The sequence below is a fragment of the Luteimonas arsenica genome (genome assembly GCF_004352825.1).
In the GTDB taxonomy this organism is placed as follows: domain Bacteria; phylum Pseudomonadota; class Gammaproteobacteria; order Xanthomonadales; family Xanthomonadaceae; genus Luteimonas; species Luteimonas arsenica.
The window spans coordinates 162,711-179,563 of the sequence record NZ_SJRW01000002.1; the positions used below are offsets into that span (position 1 = coordinate 162,711).

At 70.8% G+C, this 16,853-nt stretch carries 14 protein-coding genes; 5 read left to right on the plus strand and 9 right to left on the minus strand.

Features of this window, described 5'->3' with window-relative positions:
* Positions 1–9 precede the first annotated feature (9 nt).
* From E2170_RS08240 to mutM, 3 genes are read right to left on the minus strand one after another with little or no spacing between them, the layout of a single operon-like run.
* Positions 10–2,835: a serine/threonine-protein kinase gene (locus E2170_RS08240; protein ID WP_133000207.1), complete on the minus strand. Its 2,826-nt coding sequence runs from the start codon at positions 2,833–2,835 to the stop codon at positions 10–12.
* 25 nt (positions 2,836–2,860) lie between these two features.
* Positions 2,861–3,424, minus strand: a complete 564-nt coding sequence (locus E2170_RS08245) for an ECF-type sigma factor (protein ID WP_133000208.1) — start codon at positions 3,422–3,424, stop codon at positions 2,861–2,863.
* A 44-nt stretch (positions 3,425–3,468) separates the two neighbouring features.
* A complete protein-coding gene (gene mutM / locus E2170_RS08250; protein ID WP_133000209.1) occupies positions 3,469–4,293 on the minus strand; it encodes a bifunctional DNA-formamidopyrimidine glycosylase/DNA-(apurinic or apyrimidinic site) lyase in 825 nt (274 codons plus the stop codon).
* A gap of 152 nt (positions 4,294–4,445) precedes the next feature.
* Between mutM and E2170_RS08255 the strand changes: the two genes are divergently transcribed.
* The 3 genes from E2170_RS08255 (at position 4,446) to E2170_RS08265 (ending at position 7,399) form a co-directional block, all read left to right on the plus strand.
* Positions 4,446–5,654, plus strand: a complete 1,209-nt coding sequence (locus E2170_RS08255; protein ID WP_133000210.1) for a DesA family fatty acid desaturase — start codon at positions 4,446–4,448, stop codon at positions 5,652–5,654.
* A gap of 52 nt (positions 5,655–5,706) precedes the next feature.
* Complete coding sequence (locus tag E2170_RS08260) at positions 5,707–6,075, plus strand: EF-hand domain-containing protein (protein ID WP_133001130.1); 369 nt, start codon at positions 5,707–5,709, stop codon at positions 6,073–6,075.
* 67 nt (positions 6,076–6,142) lie between these two features.
* Positions 6,143–7,399, plus strand: a complete 1,257-nt coding sequence (locus E2170_RS08265; protein WP_133000211.1) for a putative Na+/H+ antiporter — start codon at positions 6,143–6,145, stop codon at positions 7,397–7,399.
* Between the two features lie 9 nt (positions 7,400–7,408).
* Here the strand turns inward: E2170_RS08265 and E2170_RS08270 are convergent, their stop codons facing one another.
* From E2170_RS08270 to E2170_RS08295, 6 genes are all read right to left on the minus strand, one after another.
* Positions 7,409–7,933, minus strand: coding sequence for a hypothetical protein (locus tag E2170_RS08270; protein ID WP_133000212.1), 525 nt, complete (start codon positions 7,931–7,933; stop codon positions 7,409–7,411).
* 135 nt (positions 7,934–8,068) lie between these two features.
* A complete protein-coding gene (locus E2170_RS08275) occupies positions 8,069–9,847 on the minus strand; it encodes a sodium:solute symporter family protein (protein ID WP_133000213.1) in 1,779 nt (592 codons plus the stop codon).
* A 10-nt stretch (positions 9,848–9,857) separates the two neighbouring features.
* Positions 9,858–10,115, minus strand: a complete 258-nt coding sequence (locus E2170_RS08280; RefSeq protein ID WP_133000214.1) for a DUF4212 domain-containing protein — start codon at positions 10,113–10,115, stop codon at positions 9,858–9,860.
* Positions 10,116–10,145: 30 nt separating this feature from the next.
* On the minus strand, positions 10,146–11,516 hold the full coding sequence (locus tag E2170_RS08285; protein WP_425477847.1) for a DcaP family trimeric outer membrane transporter: 1,371 nt from the start codon (positions 11,514–11,516) through the stop codon (positions 10,146–10,148).
* 114 nt (positions 11,517–11,630) lie between these two features.
* Positions 11,631–12,260: an exonuclease domain-containing protein gene (locus E2170_RS08290; RefSeq protein WP_133000215.1), complete on the minus strand. Its 630-nt coding sequence runs from the start codon at positions 12,258–12,260 to the stop codon at positions 11,631–11,633.
* On the minus strand, positions 12,260–14,077 hold the full coding sequence (locus E2170_RS08295; RefSeq protein WP_165942204.1) for a putative nucleotidyltransferase substrate binding domain-containing protein: 1,818 nt from the start codon (positions 14,075–14,077) through the stop codon (positions 12,260–12,262). Before E2170_RS08295 ends, E2170_RS08290 begins: the two co-directional genes overlap by 1 nt.
* A 109-nt stretch (positions 14,078–14,186) precedes the next feature.
* Between E2170_RS08295 and acs the strand changes: the two genes are divergently transcribed.
* Together acs and E2170_RS08305 are read left to right on the plus strand one after the other, a co-directional pair.
* Positions 14,187–16,130 (plus strand): acetate--CoA ligase, encoded by a 1,944-nt coding sequence (gene acs / locus E2170_RS08300; RefSeq protein WP_133000217.1) that lies wholly within the window; start codon positions 14,187–14,189, stop codon positions 16,128–16,130.
* A 6-nt stretch (positions 16,131–16,136) separates the two neighbouring features.
* Complete coding sequence (locus tag E2170_RS08305) at positions 16,137–16,805, plus strand: response regulator transcription factor (protein ID WP_133000218.1); 669 nt, start codon at positions 16,137–16,139, stop codon at positions 16,803–16,805.
* The last annotated feature ends 48 nt before the right edge of the window (positions 16,806–16,853 follow it).

Consider the following 16,853-nt stretch of genomic DNA (forward strand, 5'->3'; position numbering starts at 1 on the left):
GCGGGCCCTTCAACCTGCCGGCGGCAGGTCGCAGCGCTGACGCCAGCGGCCGATCTCGCGCACCACGACGCCGCCTTCGGGGCGCGCCATCGCCACCCGCTGTTCCAGCGCGGCGAAGATCGCCAGCGATTCCTCGCGTCGTGGTCCGTCGCAGCGCAGCGCGGCGGCGGTGGCGCGGGCCCGCCAGGCGACCTTGCGCAGTTCGATGTCGCCCTCGGGGAGGGTGGCGAGGTGGTCCAGCCGCGCCATCGCGCCATCGGTGCCCGCTTCGGCTTCGACCTGCGCAAGCGCCAGCTCGGCGCGCCGGGTGGCGGGATGGGCGACGCCGTAGGAGGCGCCGGACAGCGCCACCGCGCGGCGCAGGGCGGCCAGCGCCCGCTCGTGGTGGCCGCGCGCGGCCTCGACCTCGCCGACCAGGCGCAGGGTCGTGCCGACCAGGCCGTGGTCGGCGCCGAAGCGCTTGCTGCGCAGGCGCAGCGATTCCTCCAGCGCCTTCGCAGCCTGTTCCTGGTCGCCGGCCTCGTGCAGCACCAGCGCCTCGTTGAACAGGCCCGCGGCCAGCAGGCTGTCGTTGTCCAGCGCCCGCCATGTGGATGTCGCCCGTTGCAGCCCGGCCAGCGCGGTCTCCAGGTCGCCGCGCTCCCAGGCCACGATGGCCAGGCTGTTCTCGTTGCGCGCGACGTCGCTGTGGCGCTGGCCCAGGCGCGACACCAGCCAGGCGTGGGCGTCGCGGAAGATGACGTCGGCCTCGCCCAGGCGGCCATCGTCGACCAGCAGCGCGGCCAGCTGGCGGCGGGCGTCCACGGTGGCGTGGTGGCGGGCGCCGCGCAGTTCGAGCGCCAGATCCAGGGCTTCGCGGCAGTCGGCCTCGGCCGCGTGCAGGTCGCCGAGCTCGCGCTGCAGGGAGCAGGTCGAGCGCAGGATGTCGATCGCCTGCGGATGGCGCGGGCCGACGCTGGAACGCAGCAGCGCCAGTGCGGCCCGCTGCTCGCGCAGGGCGAGCGCGCTTTCGCCGGCGGCCGCGCGCAGCGTGGCCAGGTCGGACAGGCTTTCGACCACGCCGGCCTCGTGCTGCGGCGCCTCGCGGCGGATCGCCAGCGCGCGCTGGAAGCCGGCGCGGGCGGCATCCAGCCGGCCCTCGTCGCGGCGGCAGCGCGCCAGTTCGGTGTGGAACTCGGCGGCCAGCGGCGGCAGCCGTTCCTCCTCGCGCAGCGCCAGCGGCTGCAGTGGCAGCATCGCCTCGCGGCAGGCGTCGGCCTGGCCGAGCAGGCGCCGGGTGCGTCCCATGTCGGTCGCGGCCTGCAGGCGAAGGCCCGCCGGCGGGTCGTCGATGCCGGTGATGATGCTGGCCTGGCGTTGCTGCAGCTCCAGCGCCTGCGCGTAGTCGCCCAGGCCCGCGCGCAGCCGCGCGACCACGCCCAGAAGTTCGGCCAGGGCCACCGGCTGCTGCGCCAGCTCCAGTTCGCCGCGGCGCACGCCTTCCTCCAGGAGCTGGCGGAAGTCCAGCGGCGCACCGCCCGGGGTGGCACCGGCGTTTTCGAACAGGCCGACCATGAAGCCCTGCAGCGCGCGCGCGCGGGCGGCCTGCTGCACCGCCTGCTGCGCCTGCCAGGCGACGATGGCCAGCGCCGACACCAGCACCAGCGCGATCGCGCCGCCGGTGGCCAGCGCCCAGCGGTGGCGCAGCATGTACTTGCGCGCGCGGTAGCCCAGGCCCTGCGGCCTCGCCCGCACCGGCTTGCCACCCAGATGGCGGCGCAGGTCCTGGGCCATGGCCTCGACCGAGGGGTAGCGCTGCTCGGGCGCCTTCGACAGCGCCTTGAGCACGATGTTGTCGAGGTCGCCCGCGATCAGCCGCGCATCGCGGCGTGCCTGCGCCGGCGTCTTCGCGCCGGTCTGGCCGCCGGCGGCGCGCTGCAGCGCCGCCGAAGGGCGGATGGGGTCGATGCTGAGGATCGCCTCTTCCCACTCGGCGTCGCTCTTGCGCTTGGGCTGGTAGGGCTTGCAGCCGGCCAGCATCTCGTACAGCACCACGCCCAGCGAATAGACGTCGGTCATGGTGGTGACCGGCTCGCCGCGGACCTGTTCCGGCGCGGCGTAGTGCAGGGTGAAGGCGCGCACGCCGGTGCGCGTGGCTTCGGCACCGACGTCGGGCGTGTCGAGCAGCTTGGCGATGCCGAAATCGAGCAGGCGCACCTCGTCCAGCGAAGTGACCAGGATGTTGGAGGGCTTCAGATCGCGGTGCACGATCAGGTTGGCATGGGCGTGGCTGACCGCCTCGCAGACCTGCAGGAACAGGCGCAGGCGCGCTTCCACCGAGGGTTCGCGCATCCGGCACCAGTCGGTGATCGGTTCGCCGTCGACGTAGTCCAGGGCCAGGTAGGGCTGCTGGTCGCTGCTGATGCCGGCGTCGAGCAGGCGCGCGATGTGGGCGTGCTCCAGCCGCGCGAGGATCTGCCGCTCGCGGGTGAAGTGCAGGCGCAGGTTGGGGTCGGCCAGGCCCGGGCGCAGCAGTTTCAGCGCCACCCGGCGCTCATACAGGCCGTCGGCGCGGCTGGCCAGCCAGACCTGGCCCATGCCGCCTTCGCCGAGCATGCGTTCCAGCCGGTAGGGACCGATGATCGCGTTGGCGCGCGCCAGCGGCAGCGGCGAGACCATGGGTTCGGACAGGAAGTCCTCCTCGTCCTCCTCCAGCTTCAGCAGGGCCTCCAGTTCGTCGGCCAGGTCGGCGTCATCCTCGCGCAGCGAGGCCAGCCCCTGCGCGCGCGCGGCCGGCTCCAGCTCGAGGAGGGCGTCGAGCAGTGGCGACAGGCGCTGCCAGCGATCGGGATCCATCGGCCGCGCGCCCGCCGGCGCCCCCTCAGTCCGACTTCAGGGAGGCCAGGAGGTACAGCCTCGCCTTCTGCCAGTCGCGGCGGATGCTGCGCTCCGAGCGCTTGAGCAGTTCGGCGATCTCGAGCTCGGAGAGGCCGCCGAAGTAGCGCAGCTCCACCACCTGGGCCAGCCGCGGGTCGACCGCGGCCAGGCGGGTCAGGGCGACGTCGAGCGCGAGCATGTCTTCGTCCAGGCGCAGGCCACCCTCGATGTCCTCGGGCAGGTCGGTGACCCGGTGCAGGTCGCCGCCGCGCTTCTGCGCCATGCGCTGGCGGGCGTAGTCGACCACCACGCTGCGCATGGCCGAGGCGGCGTAGGCGAAGAAGTGGGCGCGGTCGTCGAACTGGGCTTCGCGGCGGCCGATCAGCTTGAGGTAGGCCTCGTGCACCAGGGCGGTGGCGTCGAGCGTCTGCCCGTACTGTCCGGCCAACTGGCGCCGGGCCATGCCGTGCAGCTCCTGGTAGAGCGTGGCCAGCACGCTGTCGAGCGCGCCGCGGTCTCCGCCGCGGGCGGCATCCAGCAACAGGGTGATCTCGGCGGTATCGACCATGAGCGCTCCCCGCTCCCCTCGAGGCACGATCATAGCGCCTGCGCTCAGCGCTGGCAGGTTCCGCACCAGACGGTGGCGCGTTGGGCGACCAGGGCCTGGCGCAGCGGGCGGCCGCAGCGCGGGCAGGGCTCGCCGCCGCGGCCGTAGGCCGACAGCTCCTGCTCGAAATAGCCCGGGGCGCCGTCGGGGGAGATGAAGTCGCGCAGCGTGGTGCCACCGCGGGCGATCGCGTGCGACAGCACCGCCCGGATCTCGTCGGCGATGCGCGCGTAGCGTCCGCGCGAGACCTGGCCGGCGGGCCGCAGCGGCGACACCCCGGCGGCAAACAGCGCTTCGGCGACGTAGATGTTGCCCACACCCACCACCACCTGCTGGTCCATCAGGAAGGCCTTCACCGGCGCCTTCCGGCCGCGGCTGCGGGTGAACAGGTAGTCGCCGTCGAAGTCGTCGCCCAGCGGCTCCGGGCCGAGGCGGGCGAGCAGCGGGTGGGTCTCGCCCGGCGGCTGCCACAGCAGGCAGCCGAAGCGCCGCGGGTCGGCGAATCGCAGCACACGGCCGGCGCCGGAACGGCCGGCGAGCGCGATGTCGACGTGGTCGTGCGGCTTCACGGGCGTGCCCGCGGGCAGCACGCGCAGGCTGCCGGACATGCCCAGGTGCAACAGCGCGCTGCCGGCGGCGGTGTCGAGCAGCAGGTACTTGGCGCGGCGGCGCACGGCGTCGATGCGCTGCCCGGGCAGGTGTTCGCCGACTTCGGGCGGGATCGGCCAGCGCAGGTCGGGGCGGCGCAGCAGCACGTGGGCCACGCGCGCGCCTTCCAGGTGCGGGGCCAGGCCGCGGCGGGTGGTCTCGACTTCGGGCAGTTCGGGCATGGCCTGCAGCGTGGGGGCGCGTCCGGGCGCTGGCAAGCGGCGTCGCGGGGCCGTCATCGTGAACGAAGGCGCGCGGATTGCCGTGGCGGGGTGGCAATCGACGCGGGCGCATTCCATGATGGCGGACGAATTCCCGCACAACTGTCTACGCCATGCCCGCTTCCCTGCTCGACGTCATCGCCGGCGGCCTCGTCCAGTCCGGCATCTGGGGCCTGTTGGCCTACCTGCTGGTGGTCACGCAGCTGACCATCTTCACGGTCACGCTGTACCTGCACCGCAGCCAGACCCACCGCGGCGTCGATTTCCATCCGGCGCTGGCGCACTTCTTCCGCTTCTGGTGCTGGCTCACCACGTCGATGATCGTGAAGGAGTGGGTGGCGATCCATCGCAAGCACCACGCGCGCTGCGAGACCGAAGAGGATCCGCACAGCCCGATGCACAAGGGCATCCGCGAAGTGTTCTGGAAGGGCGCCGAGCTCTACCGCGAGGCGCGCACGCACCGAGCCGACATGGAGCAGTACGGCCGCGGCACGCCCGACGACTGGATCGAGCGCCATCTGTACACGCCGCACGCCAACCTGGGACCGGTGCTGATGCTGGCCATCAACGCCACCCTGTTCGGCGCGGCCGGCATCGCGATCTGGGCGATCCAGATGCTGTGGATCCCGTTCTGGGCCGCGGGCGTGGTCAACGGCCTCGGCCACTGGTGGGGCTACCGCAACTTCGAGACCACCGACACCGCCACCAACCTCAGTCCCTGGGGCGTGTGGATCGGCGGCGAGGAACTGCACAACAACCACCACGCCTTCCCGAGCTCGGCCAAGTTCGCGCTGCGCCGCTGGGAGTTCGACATCGGCTGGGCCGCGATCAAGGGCCTGCAGGCGCTGCGCCTGGCCAAGGTGCTGCGCGTCGCGCCTTCGCTGGACGTGCGCCCGAACATCAACGTGCCCGACGGCGACACGCTCAAGGCCCTGCTGGCGCTGCGCTTCCAGGCCATGACCGACTACCAGAAGCGCGTACTCAAGCCGGCGCTGCGCGAGGAAGCCGCCGCCGCCGGTGCGAAGCTGCGCGCGCTGCTGCCGCGCAAGCTGCGCCGCGGCCTGGTCGACGACGGCCGCTGGCTGAAGCCCGATGCCCGTGCGCAGCTGCAGGACTGGGTGGCCGCGCGTCCGCGCATCCGCACCCTGGTCGAATACCGCGCGCGACTGGCCGCGCTGCTCGAAGCGCGCAGCCACAACGCGTCCGAGTCGCTGGCCCAGCTGCAGGCCTGGTGCCGCGAGGCCGAGGCCAGCGGCATCCGCGCGCTGCAGGACTACGCCGCGCGGCTGAAGGGCTATTCGCTGCAGCCCGCGCGCGGCTGAGGCGGTGGCGATGCCGACCGTGGCACCCGGCATCGGCGTGGGCCCTGGCGTGATGCGGGCGATGTATGCGCTGCGTGCGCCGCGGATCCTGGCCCTCGCGGTCGCGTGCACCGTGGCCGCAGTGGTCGCGCCGGCCGCGGCCCAAGTGACCGCGACCTCCGAGTACCTCGAGCGCATGGACACCGATGGCGACGGCCGCGTGTCGCTGCCCGAGTACCTGGACTGGATGGGCTACGCCTTCCGCGAAATGGACCGCGACGGCGACGGCGTGCTGGCCGCGCACGAACTGCCCGGTGGCCGCGGCGGTCCGATCACGCTTGCGCAGCACCGCGAGCGGCTCGCGGCGCGCTTCGCGAAGCAGGATGCGAACGGCGACGGCGTCCTCGACGCCCGGGAGCTGGCCGCGCCGCCGCAGCGCTGAGGCAGCCGGTGGTGCGGCGCCCAACTGGTAGTATCGGTCGCATGCGGGGATGTGCGGGGCTTCGTCCATGAATCCGGCGACGATCGAAATCGTCGCCACCGTGCTGTTCGCCCTCGCGATCGTGCACACCTTCAGCACCAAGTATTTCCTGCGCCTGGCCCACCGCCAGCCGGCGCATGCCGGCAGTTGGCACCTGCTGGGCGAAGTGGAGGTGGTGTTCGGCTTCTGGGCCCTCGTGCTGGTGGTGGCGATCGCGCTGTTCGAAGGCGTGCCCGATGCCACCGCGTACGTGGATTCACGCAACTACACCGAGCCCATGTTCGTGTTCGCGATCATGGTGATCGCCGGCACGCGGCCGATCCTGTGGGCGGCCACGCACCTGGTGGACGGGCTCGCGCGGCTGCTGCCCTGGCGCAACGGCCTGGAATTCTGCTTCAGCGTGCTGGCGCTGGTGCCGCTGCTGGGCTCGTTCATCACCGAGCCGGCGGCGATGACGCTGGCGGCGATGATGCTGGCCCGCCGCGTCTATGCGGTGAACGTGTCCAACAAGGTCAAGTACGCGCTGCTGGGCACGCTCTTCGTCAACGTCTCGATCGGCGGCGTGCTGACCCCGTTCGCCGCGCCGCCGGTGCTGATGGTGGCCGGCAAGTGGAACTGGGACATCGCCTTCATGATGGCGAACTTCGGCTGGAAGGCCGCGATCGCGGTGGTGGTCAACGCCGCCCTGGTGGTGTTCGTGTTCCGCAAGGAGCTGGGCCGGTTGCCTTCGCCGGAGCAGGGCGCGAGTGCGCCGATGTCGATCCCTCTGGTGGTCGTGCACCTGCTCTTCCTGCTCGGGCTGGTGGTGTTCGCGCACCATCCGGCGGTGTTCATGGGCATCTTCCTGCTGTTCCTCGGCGTGGCCACCGCGTACAGCCGGTACCAGGACCGCCTGATCCTGCGCGAGGGCCTGCTGGTCGCCTTCTTCCTGGCCGGCCTGGTGGTGCTGGGCGGCAAGCAGCAGTGGTGGCTGGAGCCGCTGCTGATGAACATGAGCAGCGATGCGGTGTTCTTCGGCGCGGCCGCGCTGACCGCGCTCACCGACAACGCCGCGCTGACCTACCTGGGCTCCCTGGTCGAGGGCCTGAGCGACGAGTTCAAGTACATGCTGGTGGCCGGCGCGGTGTCCGGCGGCGGCCTGACCGTGATCGCCAACGCCCCCAACCCGGCCGGCATGTCGATCGTCCGGCGCTACTTCAACGACCAGTCGGTGCATCCGGGGGGGCTGCTGCTCGCGGCGTTGCCACCCACGCTGGTGGCGATCGTGGCGCTGCGCTGGCTGTAGCGCCTCCGGCTACGGCCGGAAGTCGCAGACCTTGCGGAGTACGCGGTCGTCCGCGGGCAGCTGCACCCAGTCCGCGTTCTCCAGGCGCCCGCCCTCGGCGAGCCCGACGTCGTCGAGCAGGTCGGCGCGGCGGTGCGCGTTGCAGTCGTACACCGCGCCGTACTGGCGGGTCGGTTCCCAGCGCCCGGCAAGGATCACGCGGGTCAGGACCTGCCCCGGCGCATCGGCATGGCGGCGGTCGAAGCGGTGGTCGACCGCGATCAGGCGGTTGGTGAGCGGCACCACGTAGGTCCAGGGCCGGTACCAGCTGCGCGTCTGGTTCGTGGACGCCACCTCGACGCCGTCAGGGAAGGTGGCCGTGGTGCGGTCGAGCCACGAGTACTCGAACCACACCGCCATCAGCAGCATCCCGGCACCCGCCGCCGCCGGCACGATCCACTGCGGGAGGCGCCTGCGCAGCGCGATGTTGATCGAGAGCGCGATGCCGGCCAGGCCGAAGCCGGCGGCGATGATGGCGATGAACTCCAGCAGCATGGATGCTCCCGATGCATTGGCAGGGCGGTGGGTGGGGATTGTAGTGCGGGGCCGGCGCGCGGCATTGCCCGCCCCCAAAAGGGCGGCCCGCCCCGTTGCCGGGAGCGGGCCGCCGTTGCAGCGCGTCAGGCCGGATCAGTGATGGCCGGTGGCCACGCCTGCGCCGCGCGGGACGCGGATGTCCTCGACCAGGTGCTGGATGTGCTCGGGCACCGGCTTGGTGAGCTTCATCGTGATGTAGGCGGCGATGAAGTTCAGGACCGCACCGACCGCACCGAAGGCCAGCGGCGAGATGCCGAACAGCCAGTTCTCCGGGGTGTCGGCCAGCATGTTGGTGCCGGCGATGAAGAACCAGCCCTTGTAGGTGAACAGGTACACGCTGGTGGAGATCAGGCCGACCAGCATGCCCACGACCGCGCCGGTGGAGTTCATCTTCGTGGAGAAGATGCCCATCATGATCGCCGGGAACAGCGAGCTGGCCGCCAGACCGAAGGCGAAGGCCACGGTCTGGGCCGCGAATCCGGGTGGATTCATGCCCAGCCAGGTCGCGACCACGATCGCGAATGCCATCGACACGCGTGCCGCCAGCAGCTCGCCCTTCTCCGTGATGTCGGGCTTGAACGTCTTCTTGATCAGGTCGTGGCTCACCGCCGACGAGATCGCCAGCAGCAGGCCCGCCGCCGTCGACAGTGCCGCCGCCAGGCCGCCGGCCGCGATCAGGGCGATCACCCAGCCGGGCAGGCCCGCGATCTCCGGGTTCGCCAGCACCAGGATGTCCTGGTTGAAGGTGACCATCTCGTTGCCCTGCCAGCCACGCTCGGCCGCCACCGCCGCGAACTCGGTGCTGCCCTCGTTGTAGGACTGGATCATGCCGTCGCCGTTCTTGTCCTCGAACTTCAGCAGGCCGGTCTGCTCCCAATTGTGCATCCAGTCCGGGCGAGCCTCATAGGTCAGCGACTCGGCGGCGCGGGTGCCCTCGGGGTAGATCGTGGTCAGGATGTTCAGGCGCGCCATCGCACCCACCGCCGGGGCGACGGTGTAGAGCAGGGCGATGAACACCAGCGCCCAGCCTGCCGATTTGCGCGCGTCGGACACCTTGGGCACGGTGAAGAAGCGGATGATCACGTGTGGCAGGCCGGCGGTGCCGACCATCAGCGACAGCGTGAACAGCGTCATGTTGAGGGTGGAATCGTGCAGCCCGGTGTAGTCGGCGAAGCCGAGGTCGACCAGGATCTGGTCCAGCCTGGCCAGCAGCGGCATGCCCGAATCGACGTGGGTCGAGAACAGGCCCAGCTGCGGGATCGGGTTGCCCGTCAGCTGCAGGGAGATGAACACCGCCGGGATGGTGTAGGCGATGATCAGCACGATGTACTGCGCCACCTGGGTGTAGGTGATGCCCTTCATGCCGCCCAGCACCGCGTACACGAACACCACAGCCGATGCGATCAGCAGGCCGGTGTTGGTGTCCACCTCCAGGAAGCGCGAGAACGCCACGCCGGCGCCGGTCATCTGGCCGATCACGTAGGTGATCGAGATCATCAGCAGCGCGGCCACCGCCACCAGGCGCGCGGTGCGGCTGTAGTAGCGGTCACCGATGAAGTCGGGCACGGTGAAGCGGCCGAACTTGCGCAGGTAGGGCGCCAGCAGCATCGCCAGCAGCACGTAGCCGCCGGTCCAGCCCATGAGATAGGCCGAATTGCCGTAGCCGACGAAGGCGATCAGGCCGGCCATCGAGATGAACGAGGCCGCCGACATCCAGTCCGCGGCGATCGCCATGCCGTTGGTGACCGGATGCACGCTGCGGCCCGCGGCGTAGAACTCCGACGTGGACGCCGCGCGTGCCCAGATCGCGATCGCGATGTAGAGCAGGAACGAGCCGCCGACGAAGATGAGATTGAGAGTGAACTGGTCCATGGTCGGTCCCTTAGTCTTCGTGCACGTCGTACTCGCGATCGAGCCGGTTCATGTACCAGGTGTAGTAGAAGATCAGCACGATGAAGGTCAGGATCGACCCCTGCTGGGCGAACCAGAAACCCAGGTCGGTGCCGCCGATGCGGATGCCCGCGAGCAGCGGGCGCAGGATGATGCCGAACCCGTACGAGACCAGCGCCCAGATCCCCATGCAGATGAAGATGATCCGGAGATTGGCCTTCCAGTAGTTGCTTGATGATTTCTCGGACATGTCTGTCTTTGCCCCCCTCAGGCAGGTCGATCAGAAGCTGTACTTGACAGTGGTCTGGATGCGCTTGAGGTCGCCCTTGCGGTCGTCCTCGAGCTCACGCTCGGCCCAGCCGATCTCCGCGCCGATGTCGAGCTTCGGGAACGGCGAATAGATCAGGTTGGCGTGGAAGGACTGCGCGCGCTCGGTGGCGGCGAAACTGCCCGGCCCCCAGCCCGCGAGCCCGCGGTCGTTGTCGAACTCGGCGACCGAATACATCAGGTTGCTGCGCAGCTTGTCGCTGAACGCATGCCGCCAGGCGACGAAGCCGCCGGCACCGTCCTGCGCGTGCAGGTTGCCGTTGGCGTCGACCACCGTGTCGGTGCCCAGGCCGAAGCCGAGGTAGCGGCCGATGCCGCTGCCGTAGTTCGCCATCCAGCGGATGTCGTCGTTGGCGCCGATGTTGAAGCGCCCCGACAGGCTGAACGCGGCACCGGTTTCGCTCTCGTCGCCGTACTTGAGCTGGCGCAGCAGGCCGGCGGCGCTGAAGTGGCCCCACTTGCCCGAGGTCACGTAGCGCGCGGTCACGTCGGGCATCGAGTCGCTGCCGCCGGCGTTGAAGCGGGCCGCGGTGGCGATGTCGCTGACGGTCGTGTGCGGGTTCTCCAGCGCGACCGAGAACGGGCCGTTGGTGTAGCGGATCTGCGCCTGGCGGACGAAGGTCGTGCCTTCGGTGACGCCGACGAAGTCCACGGCCTCGGGCAGCGCCGCCACGTCCTGGAAGTTGGACCAGGTCTGGCCGGCCAGCCAGTTGTTCCAGCTCACGTAGGCATGGCGAAGGGTGATGCCGTGGGTGTTGGTGGACACCTCGTTGCCCAGGTTCGAGGTGCCGCCGCCGAACATGTCTGCCTCGATGAAGGCACGGAACTTGTCGCCGCCCTCGGTGGTGTGGTCGGCCGCGAACCAGAAGCGCGAGAAGGCGGCGTGGAAGTCGGTGTAGGGATCGCTGTCGGGCTCCGCGCCGTTGGCGGTCACCGGGATCGTGCTGGGCACGTAGAACATGCGTCCCGCGGAGCCCTCGGCGATCGGGCCGTCGCTGGTGTCGGTGACCATCGCATCGAACTTGATGAAGCCGCCGTAGGTGAACACCGCATCCGGGTTGGCCAGGATCGGCTTGGACTGGACCGGCTTCGCCGCCGGCTGGGCGACCTGGACCTCGTCCAGGCGGGTCTGCGCCTGGGTGATGCTTTCCTGCTGCTGTTGCTGCGCCTGCAGCAGGGTCTGGATCTGCGCTTCGAGCTGGGCGACACGGGCCTCCAGCTCGGCTTCCTTCGCGGTCTGCGCGAAGGCCACGCCGGGTGCCGCAAGCGCGACCAGCACTGCGGTGGCCAGCAATTTCCGTGAATTGCGTCGTTTCGTCATCATTTCTCCCTCCCACAGGACGTCCACGCAGCGCGCGGTCCCCCGAGACTGACCGGGTGGCCGGGGCTCGCCTATTCGCCATTGGTCGAATACGCCGGCAGGCGGAGCGGCGGCGGACTACCGGCCCGGTCCCGCCGCGTGGGGCCGGTGCGGGGTCTGCAGCGCCAGCCAGCACAGGCCCACGGTGACCGCGTCGCCCAGCGCGCTGTGGCGGCCGAGCACGGGCACGCCGAGGCTGTCGGCGATGTGCTGGAAGTCGAGGTTGGGCGGCGCGTTGGGCTGGGCGCGGCGGGCACGCGCCGCGAAGGCGTCGGCCAGGTCCACGCGCGGATTGGGCAGCGCGAAGCCGGTCAGGCCGCGCACGTGCGGCGACAGCATCGCCAGGTCGAAGCCGAGGTGGTAGCCGAGCAGCCTGCGTCCCTGCAGCCAGTGCAGGAACTCGCGCACGGCGGTGGTGACTGAAACGCCCCCGGCGGCCTCTTCAGGCGTGATGCGGTGGTGGCGGATGGACTCGATGCCGAAGTCGCGGTCGGCGCGGATGCGCCGCTCGAAGCGCGCGGACGTGAGCACGCGCCCGTCGCGCACGGGCACCGCGGCGAGGCTGAGGATGTGGTCCTGCCTCGGGTCCAGGCCGGTGGTCTCCAGGTCCAGGCTGACCCACTCGCCGGGCGGCGCGGGCCGCAGCAGGCCGGCCCATTCGCCCTTGCCGGCCCGCCGTCCCAGCCACCAGCGTTGCAGCGCGTGCATCAGTCGCGCAGGTGGAAGCTTTGGCGGACGTGGGCGCGGAAGTCCTTGACCACGTGCAGCGCGTCGCGCATGAGTTCGCGGTCGAGGCGGCGCAGGCGCGAGGGGTCGATGTGGTTGTCGGCCTGGCGGCCCTCGGCGAGCGCGGCGAACTGTGCGTCCAGGCGCATGTGCTGGAACACGTTGAGCGCCTGCGGCAGGTCGCGCCCCAGCGCCGGCGACAGTTCGCCGCATTCCACCAGCGCGGCGCAGCGCTCGCGGCTGTTGGTGGCCGTGATCCCGTGGCGCAGCGCCAGGCAGCGCAGACCATGCACCACCGGGAAGATGCCGCCCTTCTTGATGTCGGTGCCGGCGCCCCCGCTCCTGACCCGTCCGAAGAAGGTCAGCGGGGTGGCGAATTCGAGCGTGGCCGCGGCCAGGTGGTGGAGCAGGATCTCGTCGTCGCCCAGCGCCATCAGCGCGTCCTTGACGGGCGCGAACAGCGCCGCATTGCCGGCCACCGGCCGCGCATCGAGCGCGATCGACAGGTCGAGCGCACCCTGCCCGCCGTGCACGCGCTTCCACTGCCCGATGCGATCGCGCCACTCCGACGCGGCCATCCGCCAGTGCGGGTTGTCGACCATCACGCGGCCCGGGCAGGGCGGATAGCCGACCTTGGCCAGCGCGGCGCTGAAGCGCTCCATCGCCGCCGCGAGCCCCGGCCAGTCGAGGCCGTCGGCGAGCACCAGCGCGTTGTCCTGGTCGGTCTTGAGCAGCTGCTCGCGGCGGCCTTCGCTGCCCATGACCAGCAGGCAGACGCGGTCGTGCAGCTCCGCCGGCACGACCAGCTCGAAGATGCGGCCCATGATGCGGCTGTTGAGCGCGCTGACCAGCTCCATCATGTAGGGGATGCGCGTGCCGTTGACGTTCAGGCTGCGCACCAGGCGGGTCATGCCGGAGGCGGCATCGGCGATCGCGTCGATGTCGCGGGCGCGGGCCAGGCCCAGGCTGATCAGGTGCGAATGGCTGGCGAAGTGGGCCAGCACTTCGGCCATGCCCAGGGTTCCCGCGATCCGGCTGCCTTCGGTGACCACCACGCGCTCGATCTCGCGCTCGGTCATGTCGATCAGGGCCTGGAACAGCACTTCGCCGGTGCCGATGCTGACCAGCGGGCGGCTGGCCAGCGGCCCGATCGGCGCGTCCAGCGGCAGGCGCTGCCGGGTCAGCGCCTCCAGCAGGTCGGTGCGGGTGACGATGCCCGGCGCATCGTGCGCCGGGTCGTAGACCAGCAGGCAGTCCACGTGGCGCTCGCGCAGGCGCGCGCTGGCCTCGGCGATGCTGGTGTCGGCGTCGACGCGCTCAGGCGGCGCAAGCCCGGCCTCGCCGACCCGGATCACCATCAGTTCGGCCGACTCGCTCCGCTCCGCGCCGCTGGACAGCCGGCCCTTGGTCGCCAGCCCTTCGTGGAAGTACGCCGCCACTGCGGGGTTGTCGGCCAGCAGCTGGCGGAAGACCTCAGCCGGGATCAGGTGGCTCAGGCAGTCGCCGTCGCTGCGGTAGCTCAGGCGCGCGCGGCCGGCCATCACCGCCCAGGCGCCGATGACGTCGCCCGGGCCGTAGTCGGCAAAGCGCTCCTCGCGCCCGCGGTCGTCCACCTGGAAGGCGTGCACCAGACCCTTGAGGATCACGAAGACGTGCGGCGAGGCCTTGCCGGCCTCGATCAGGGTGGTGCCGCCGGGATGGAAGCCGATGTCGACGCTGGCCTGCAGGCGCCGGCGCCCCGCATCGTCGAGCAGGTCGAACGGCGGCAGGCTGAGGTCCAGGCCGGGCACGGGGTCCATGGCCGCATTGTGCGTCGCCGCCGCCGGGTGGTGAATAGACCAAGGTCTAAACCGCGTCGCGCTGCAATGCGGCAAACTGGGGCGGCCACGTTCCAGAGGATGAAACGCCATGTCCGACCTGTATCCCGTGCCCGACGCCTTCGCCGCGCAGGCCAACGTCAAGAAGGCCGACTACGAGCGCGACTACGCCGAGTCCATCCGCGATCCGGACGCCTTCTGGGGCCGCATCGCCCAGCGCCTGGACTGGATGAAGCCGCCGACCCGCATCCGCGACGTCAGCTACGACCGCCAGAACTTCCACATCCGCTGGTTCGCCGACGGCGAGCTCAACGTCAGCGTGAACTGCCTCGACCGCCACCTGGCCGAACGCGGCGACAAGACCGCGCTGGTCTTCGAGCCCGACGCCCCCGACGGCGAGGCGAAGCACGTCAGCTATCGCGAGCTGCACGCCCGCGTCTGCCGCCTGGCCAACGCCCTGCGCAGCCTGGGCGTGGCCAAGGGCGACCGCGTCACCATCTACCTGCCGATGATCGTCGAGGCGGCGGTGGCCATGCTCGCCTGCGCGCGCATCGGCGCGGTACACACGGTGGTGTTCGGCGGCTTCTCGGCCAATTCGATCGCCGACCGCGTGCGCGACAGCGGCGCGAAGCTGGTGATCACCGCCGACGAAGGCCTGCGCGGCGGCAAGAAGGTGCCGCTGAAGGCCAACGTCGACGCCGCGCTGAAGCTGCCGGGCACCACCACCGTCGAAACGGTGCTGGTGGTGCGCCACACCGGCGGCGCGGTCGACATGCAGATGCCGCGCGACCGCTGGTACGACGCCGTGGTCGACGGCCAGCCCGACACCTGCGAGCCGGAGCGCATGAACGCGGAAGACCCGCTGTTCATCCTCTACACCTCCGGTTCCACCGGCAAGCCCAAGGGCGTGCTGCACACCACCGGCGGCTACCTGCTGTTCGCCGCCTACACCCACGAATGCGTCTTCGACCTCAAGGACGATGACGTCTACTGGTGCACCGCCGACGTCGGCTGGGTCACCGGCCACAGCTACATCGTCTACGGCCCGCTGGCCAACGGCGCCACCTCGCTGGTGTTCGAGGGCATTCCCAGCTACCCCGACGCCTCGCGCTTCTGGCAGGTCATCGACAAGCACCAGGTCACGATCTTCTACACCGCGCCCACCGCCATCCGCGCGCTGATGCGCGAGGGCGACGAGCCGGTGAAGAAGACCTCGCGCAAGTCGCTGCGCCTGCTGGGCAGCGTCGGCGAGCCGATCAACCCCGAGGCCTGGCGCTGGTACAACGACGTGGTCGGCGACGGCCGCTGCCCGATCGTCGACACCTGGTGGCAGACCGAGACCGGCGGCATCCTGATTTCGCCGCTGCCCGGCGCCATCGCCACCAAGCCCGGCTCGGCCACGCTGCCCTTCTTCGGCGTGCAGCCGGCCCTGGTCGATGCCGCCGGCAACATCCTCGAGGGCGAGGCCGAGGGCAACCTCGTCATCCTCGACTCCTGGCCGGGCCAGATGCGCACCGTCTATGGCGACGACCAGCGCTTCTTCGACACCTATTTCGCCGCCTACCCGGGCATGTACTTCACCGGCGACGGCTGCCGCCGCGACGCCGACGGCTACTACTGGATCACCGGCCGCGTCGACGACGTGATCAACGTCTCCGGCCACCGCATCGGCACCGCCGAGGTGGAAAGCGCCCTGGTGCTGCACCCGAAAGTGGCCGAGGCCGCGGTGGTCGGCTTCCCGCACGACGTCAAGGGCCAGGGCATCTACGCCTACGTGACCCTGGTGGCCGGCGAGGTCGAGAGCGACGAGCTGCTGAAGGAGCTGGTCACCCACGTGCGCAAGGAGATCGGCCCGATCGCCTCGCCCGACTTCCTGCAGTGGGCGCCGGCCCTGCCGAAGACGCGTTCGGGCAAGATCATGCGCCGCATCCTGCGCAAGATCGCCGAGAATGCGCCCGACCAGCTCGGCGACACCAGCACGCTGGCCGACCCGTCCGTGGTCGACGCGCTGCTGGGCAACCGACGAGGCGCCTGAAGCCACGTGCCCACCCTGCTGATCGCCGATGACCACCCGCTGTTCCGCGAAGCATTGCGGGGCGCGGTCGCGCGCGTGCTGCCGGGGGCCACCCTGCGCGAAGCGGACAACGTCGACCGGCTGTATGCCCTGGTCGAGTCCGAACCCGACGCCGACCTGCTGCTGCTCGACCTCAACATGCCCGGCGCCCAGGGCTTCAGCGCCCTGGTGCACCTGCGCGCGCAGCATCCCGAGCTGCCGGTGGTGGTGGTGTCCGCGCGCGAGGAACCGGCGGTGATGCGCCGCGCGCTCGACCACGGCGCGATGGGCTTCATCCCCAAGTCGGTGGACTCGGCCACCCTGGGCCAGGCGCTGACCCAGGTGCTGGAAGGCGACCGCTGGGCGCCGGCCGCGGCGCAGGGCGCGCCGGCGGCCGCGGCCGACGAGCACGATGCCGCCCAGCGCGTGGCCGACCTCACCCCGCAGCAGTTCCGCGTGCTGCAGATGCTGGGCGAAGGCCTGCTCAACAAGCAGATCGCCTGGGAACTGGGCGTGTCCGAGGCCACCATCAAGGCGCACATGACCGCGATCCTGCGCAAGCTGGGCGCCAGCAACCGCACCCAGGCCGTGTTGATCGCCGGAAAGCTGGCGCTGGAGCCGGGCGAGCTGGTGCCGCAGCCCGACGAGGGCGACTGATCACCGGCGAGGGCGCGCGGTCATGGACGCCCCGGCGGGGCGATCCCG

Coding starts and splice junctions, on each gene's coding strand:
- E2170_RS08290 (WP_133000215.1), bottom strand. CDS start 12,260: ATGCACGCGCTGCAACGCTGGTGGCTGGGACGGCGGGCCGGCAAGGGC.
- E2170_RS08255 (WP_133000210.1), top strand. CDS start 4,446: ATGCCCGCTTCCCTGCTCGACGTCATCGCCGGCGGCCTCGTCCAGTCC.
- E2170_RS08270 (WP_133000212.1), bottom strand. CDS start 7,933: ATGCTGCTGGAGTTCATCGCCATCATCGCCGCCGGCTTCGGCCTGGCC.
- E2170_RS08285 (WP_425477847.1), bottom strand. CDS start 11,516: ATGATGACGAAACGACGCAATTCACGGAAATTGCTGGCCACCGCAGTG.
- E2170_RS08240 (WP_133000207.1), bottom strand. CDS start 2,835: ATGGATCCCGATCGCTGGCAGCGCCTGTCGCCACTGCTCGACGCCCTC.
- acs (WP_133000217.1), top strand. CDS start 14,187: ATGTCCGACCTGTATCCCGTGCCCGACGCCTTCGCCGCGCAGGCCAAC.
- E2170_RS08280 (WP_133000214.1), bottom strand. CDS start 10,115: ATGTCCGAGAAATCATCAAGCAACTACTGGAAGGCCAATCTCCGGATC.
- E2170_RS08275 (WP_133000213.1), bottom strand. CDS start 9,847: ATGGACCAGTTCACTCTCAATCTCATCTTCGTCGGCGGCTCGTTCCTG.
- mutM (WP_133000209.1), bottom strand. CDS start 4,293: ATGCCCGAACTGCCCGAAGTCGAGACCACCCGCCGCGGCCTGGCCCCG.
- E2170_RS08265 (WP_133000211.1), top strand. CDS start 6,143: ATGAATCCGGCGACGATCGAAATCGTCGCCACCGTGCTGTTCGCCCTC.
- E2170_RS08245 (WP_133000208.1), bottom strand. CDS start 3,424: ATGGTCGATACCGCCGAGATCACCCTGTTGCTGGATGCCGCCCGCGGC.
- E2170_RS08295 (WP_165942204.1), bottom strand. CDS start 14,077: ATGGACCCCGTGCCCGGCCTGGACCTCAGCCTGCCGCCGTTCGACCTG.
- E2170_RS08260 (WP_133001130.1), top strand. CDS start 5,707: ATGCGGGCGATGTATGCGCTGCGTGCGCCGCGGATCCTGGCCCTCGCG.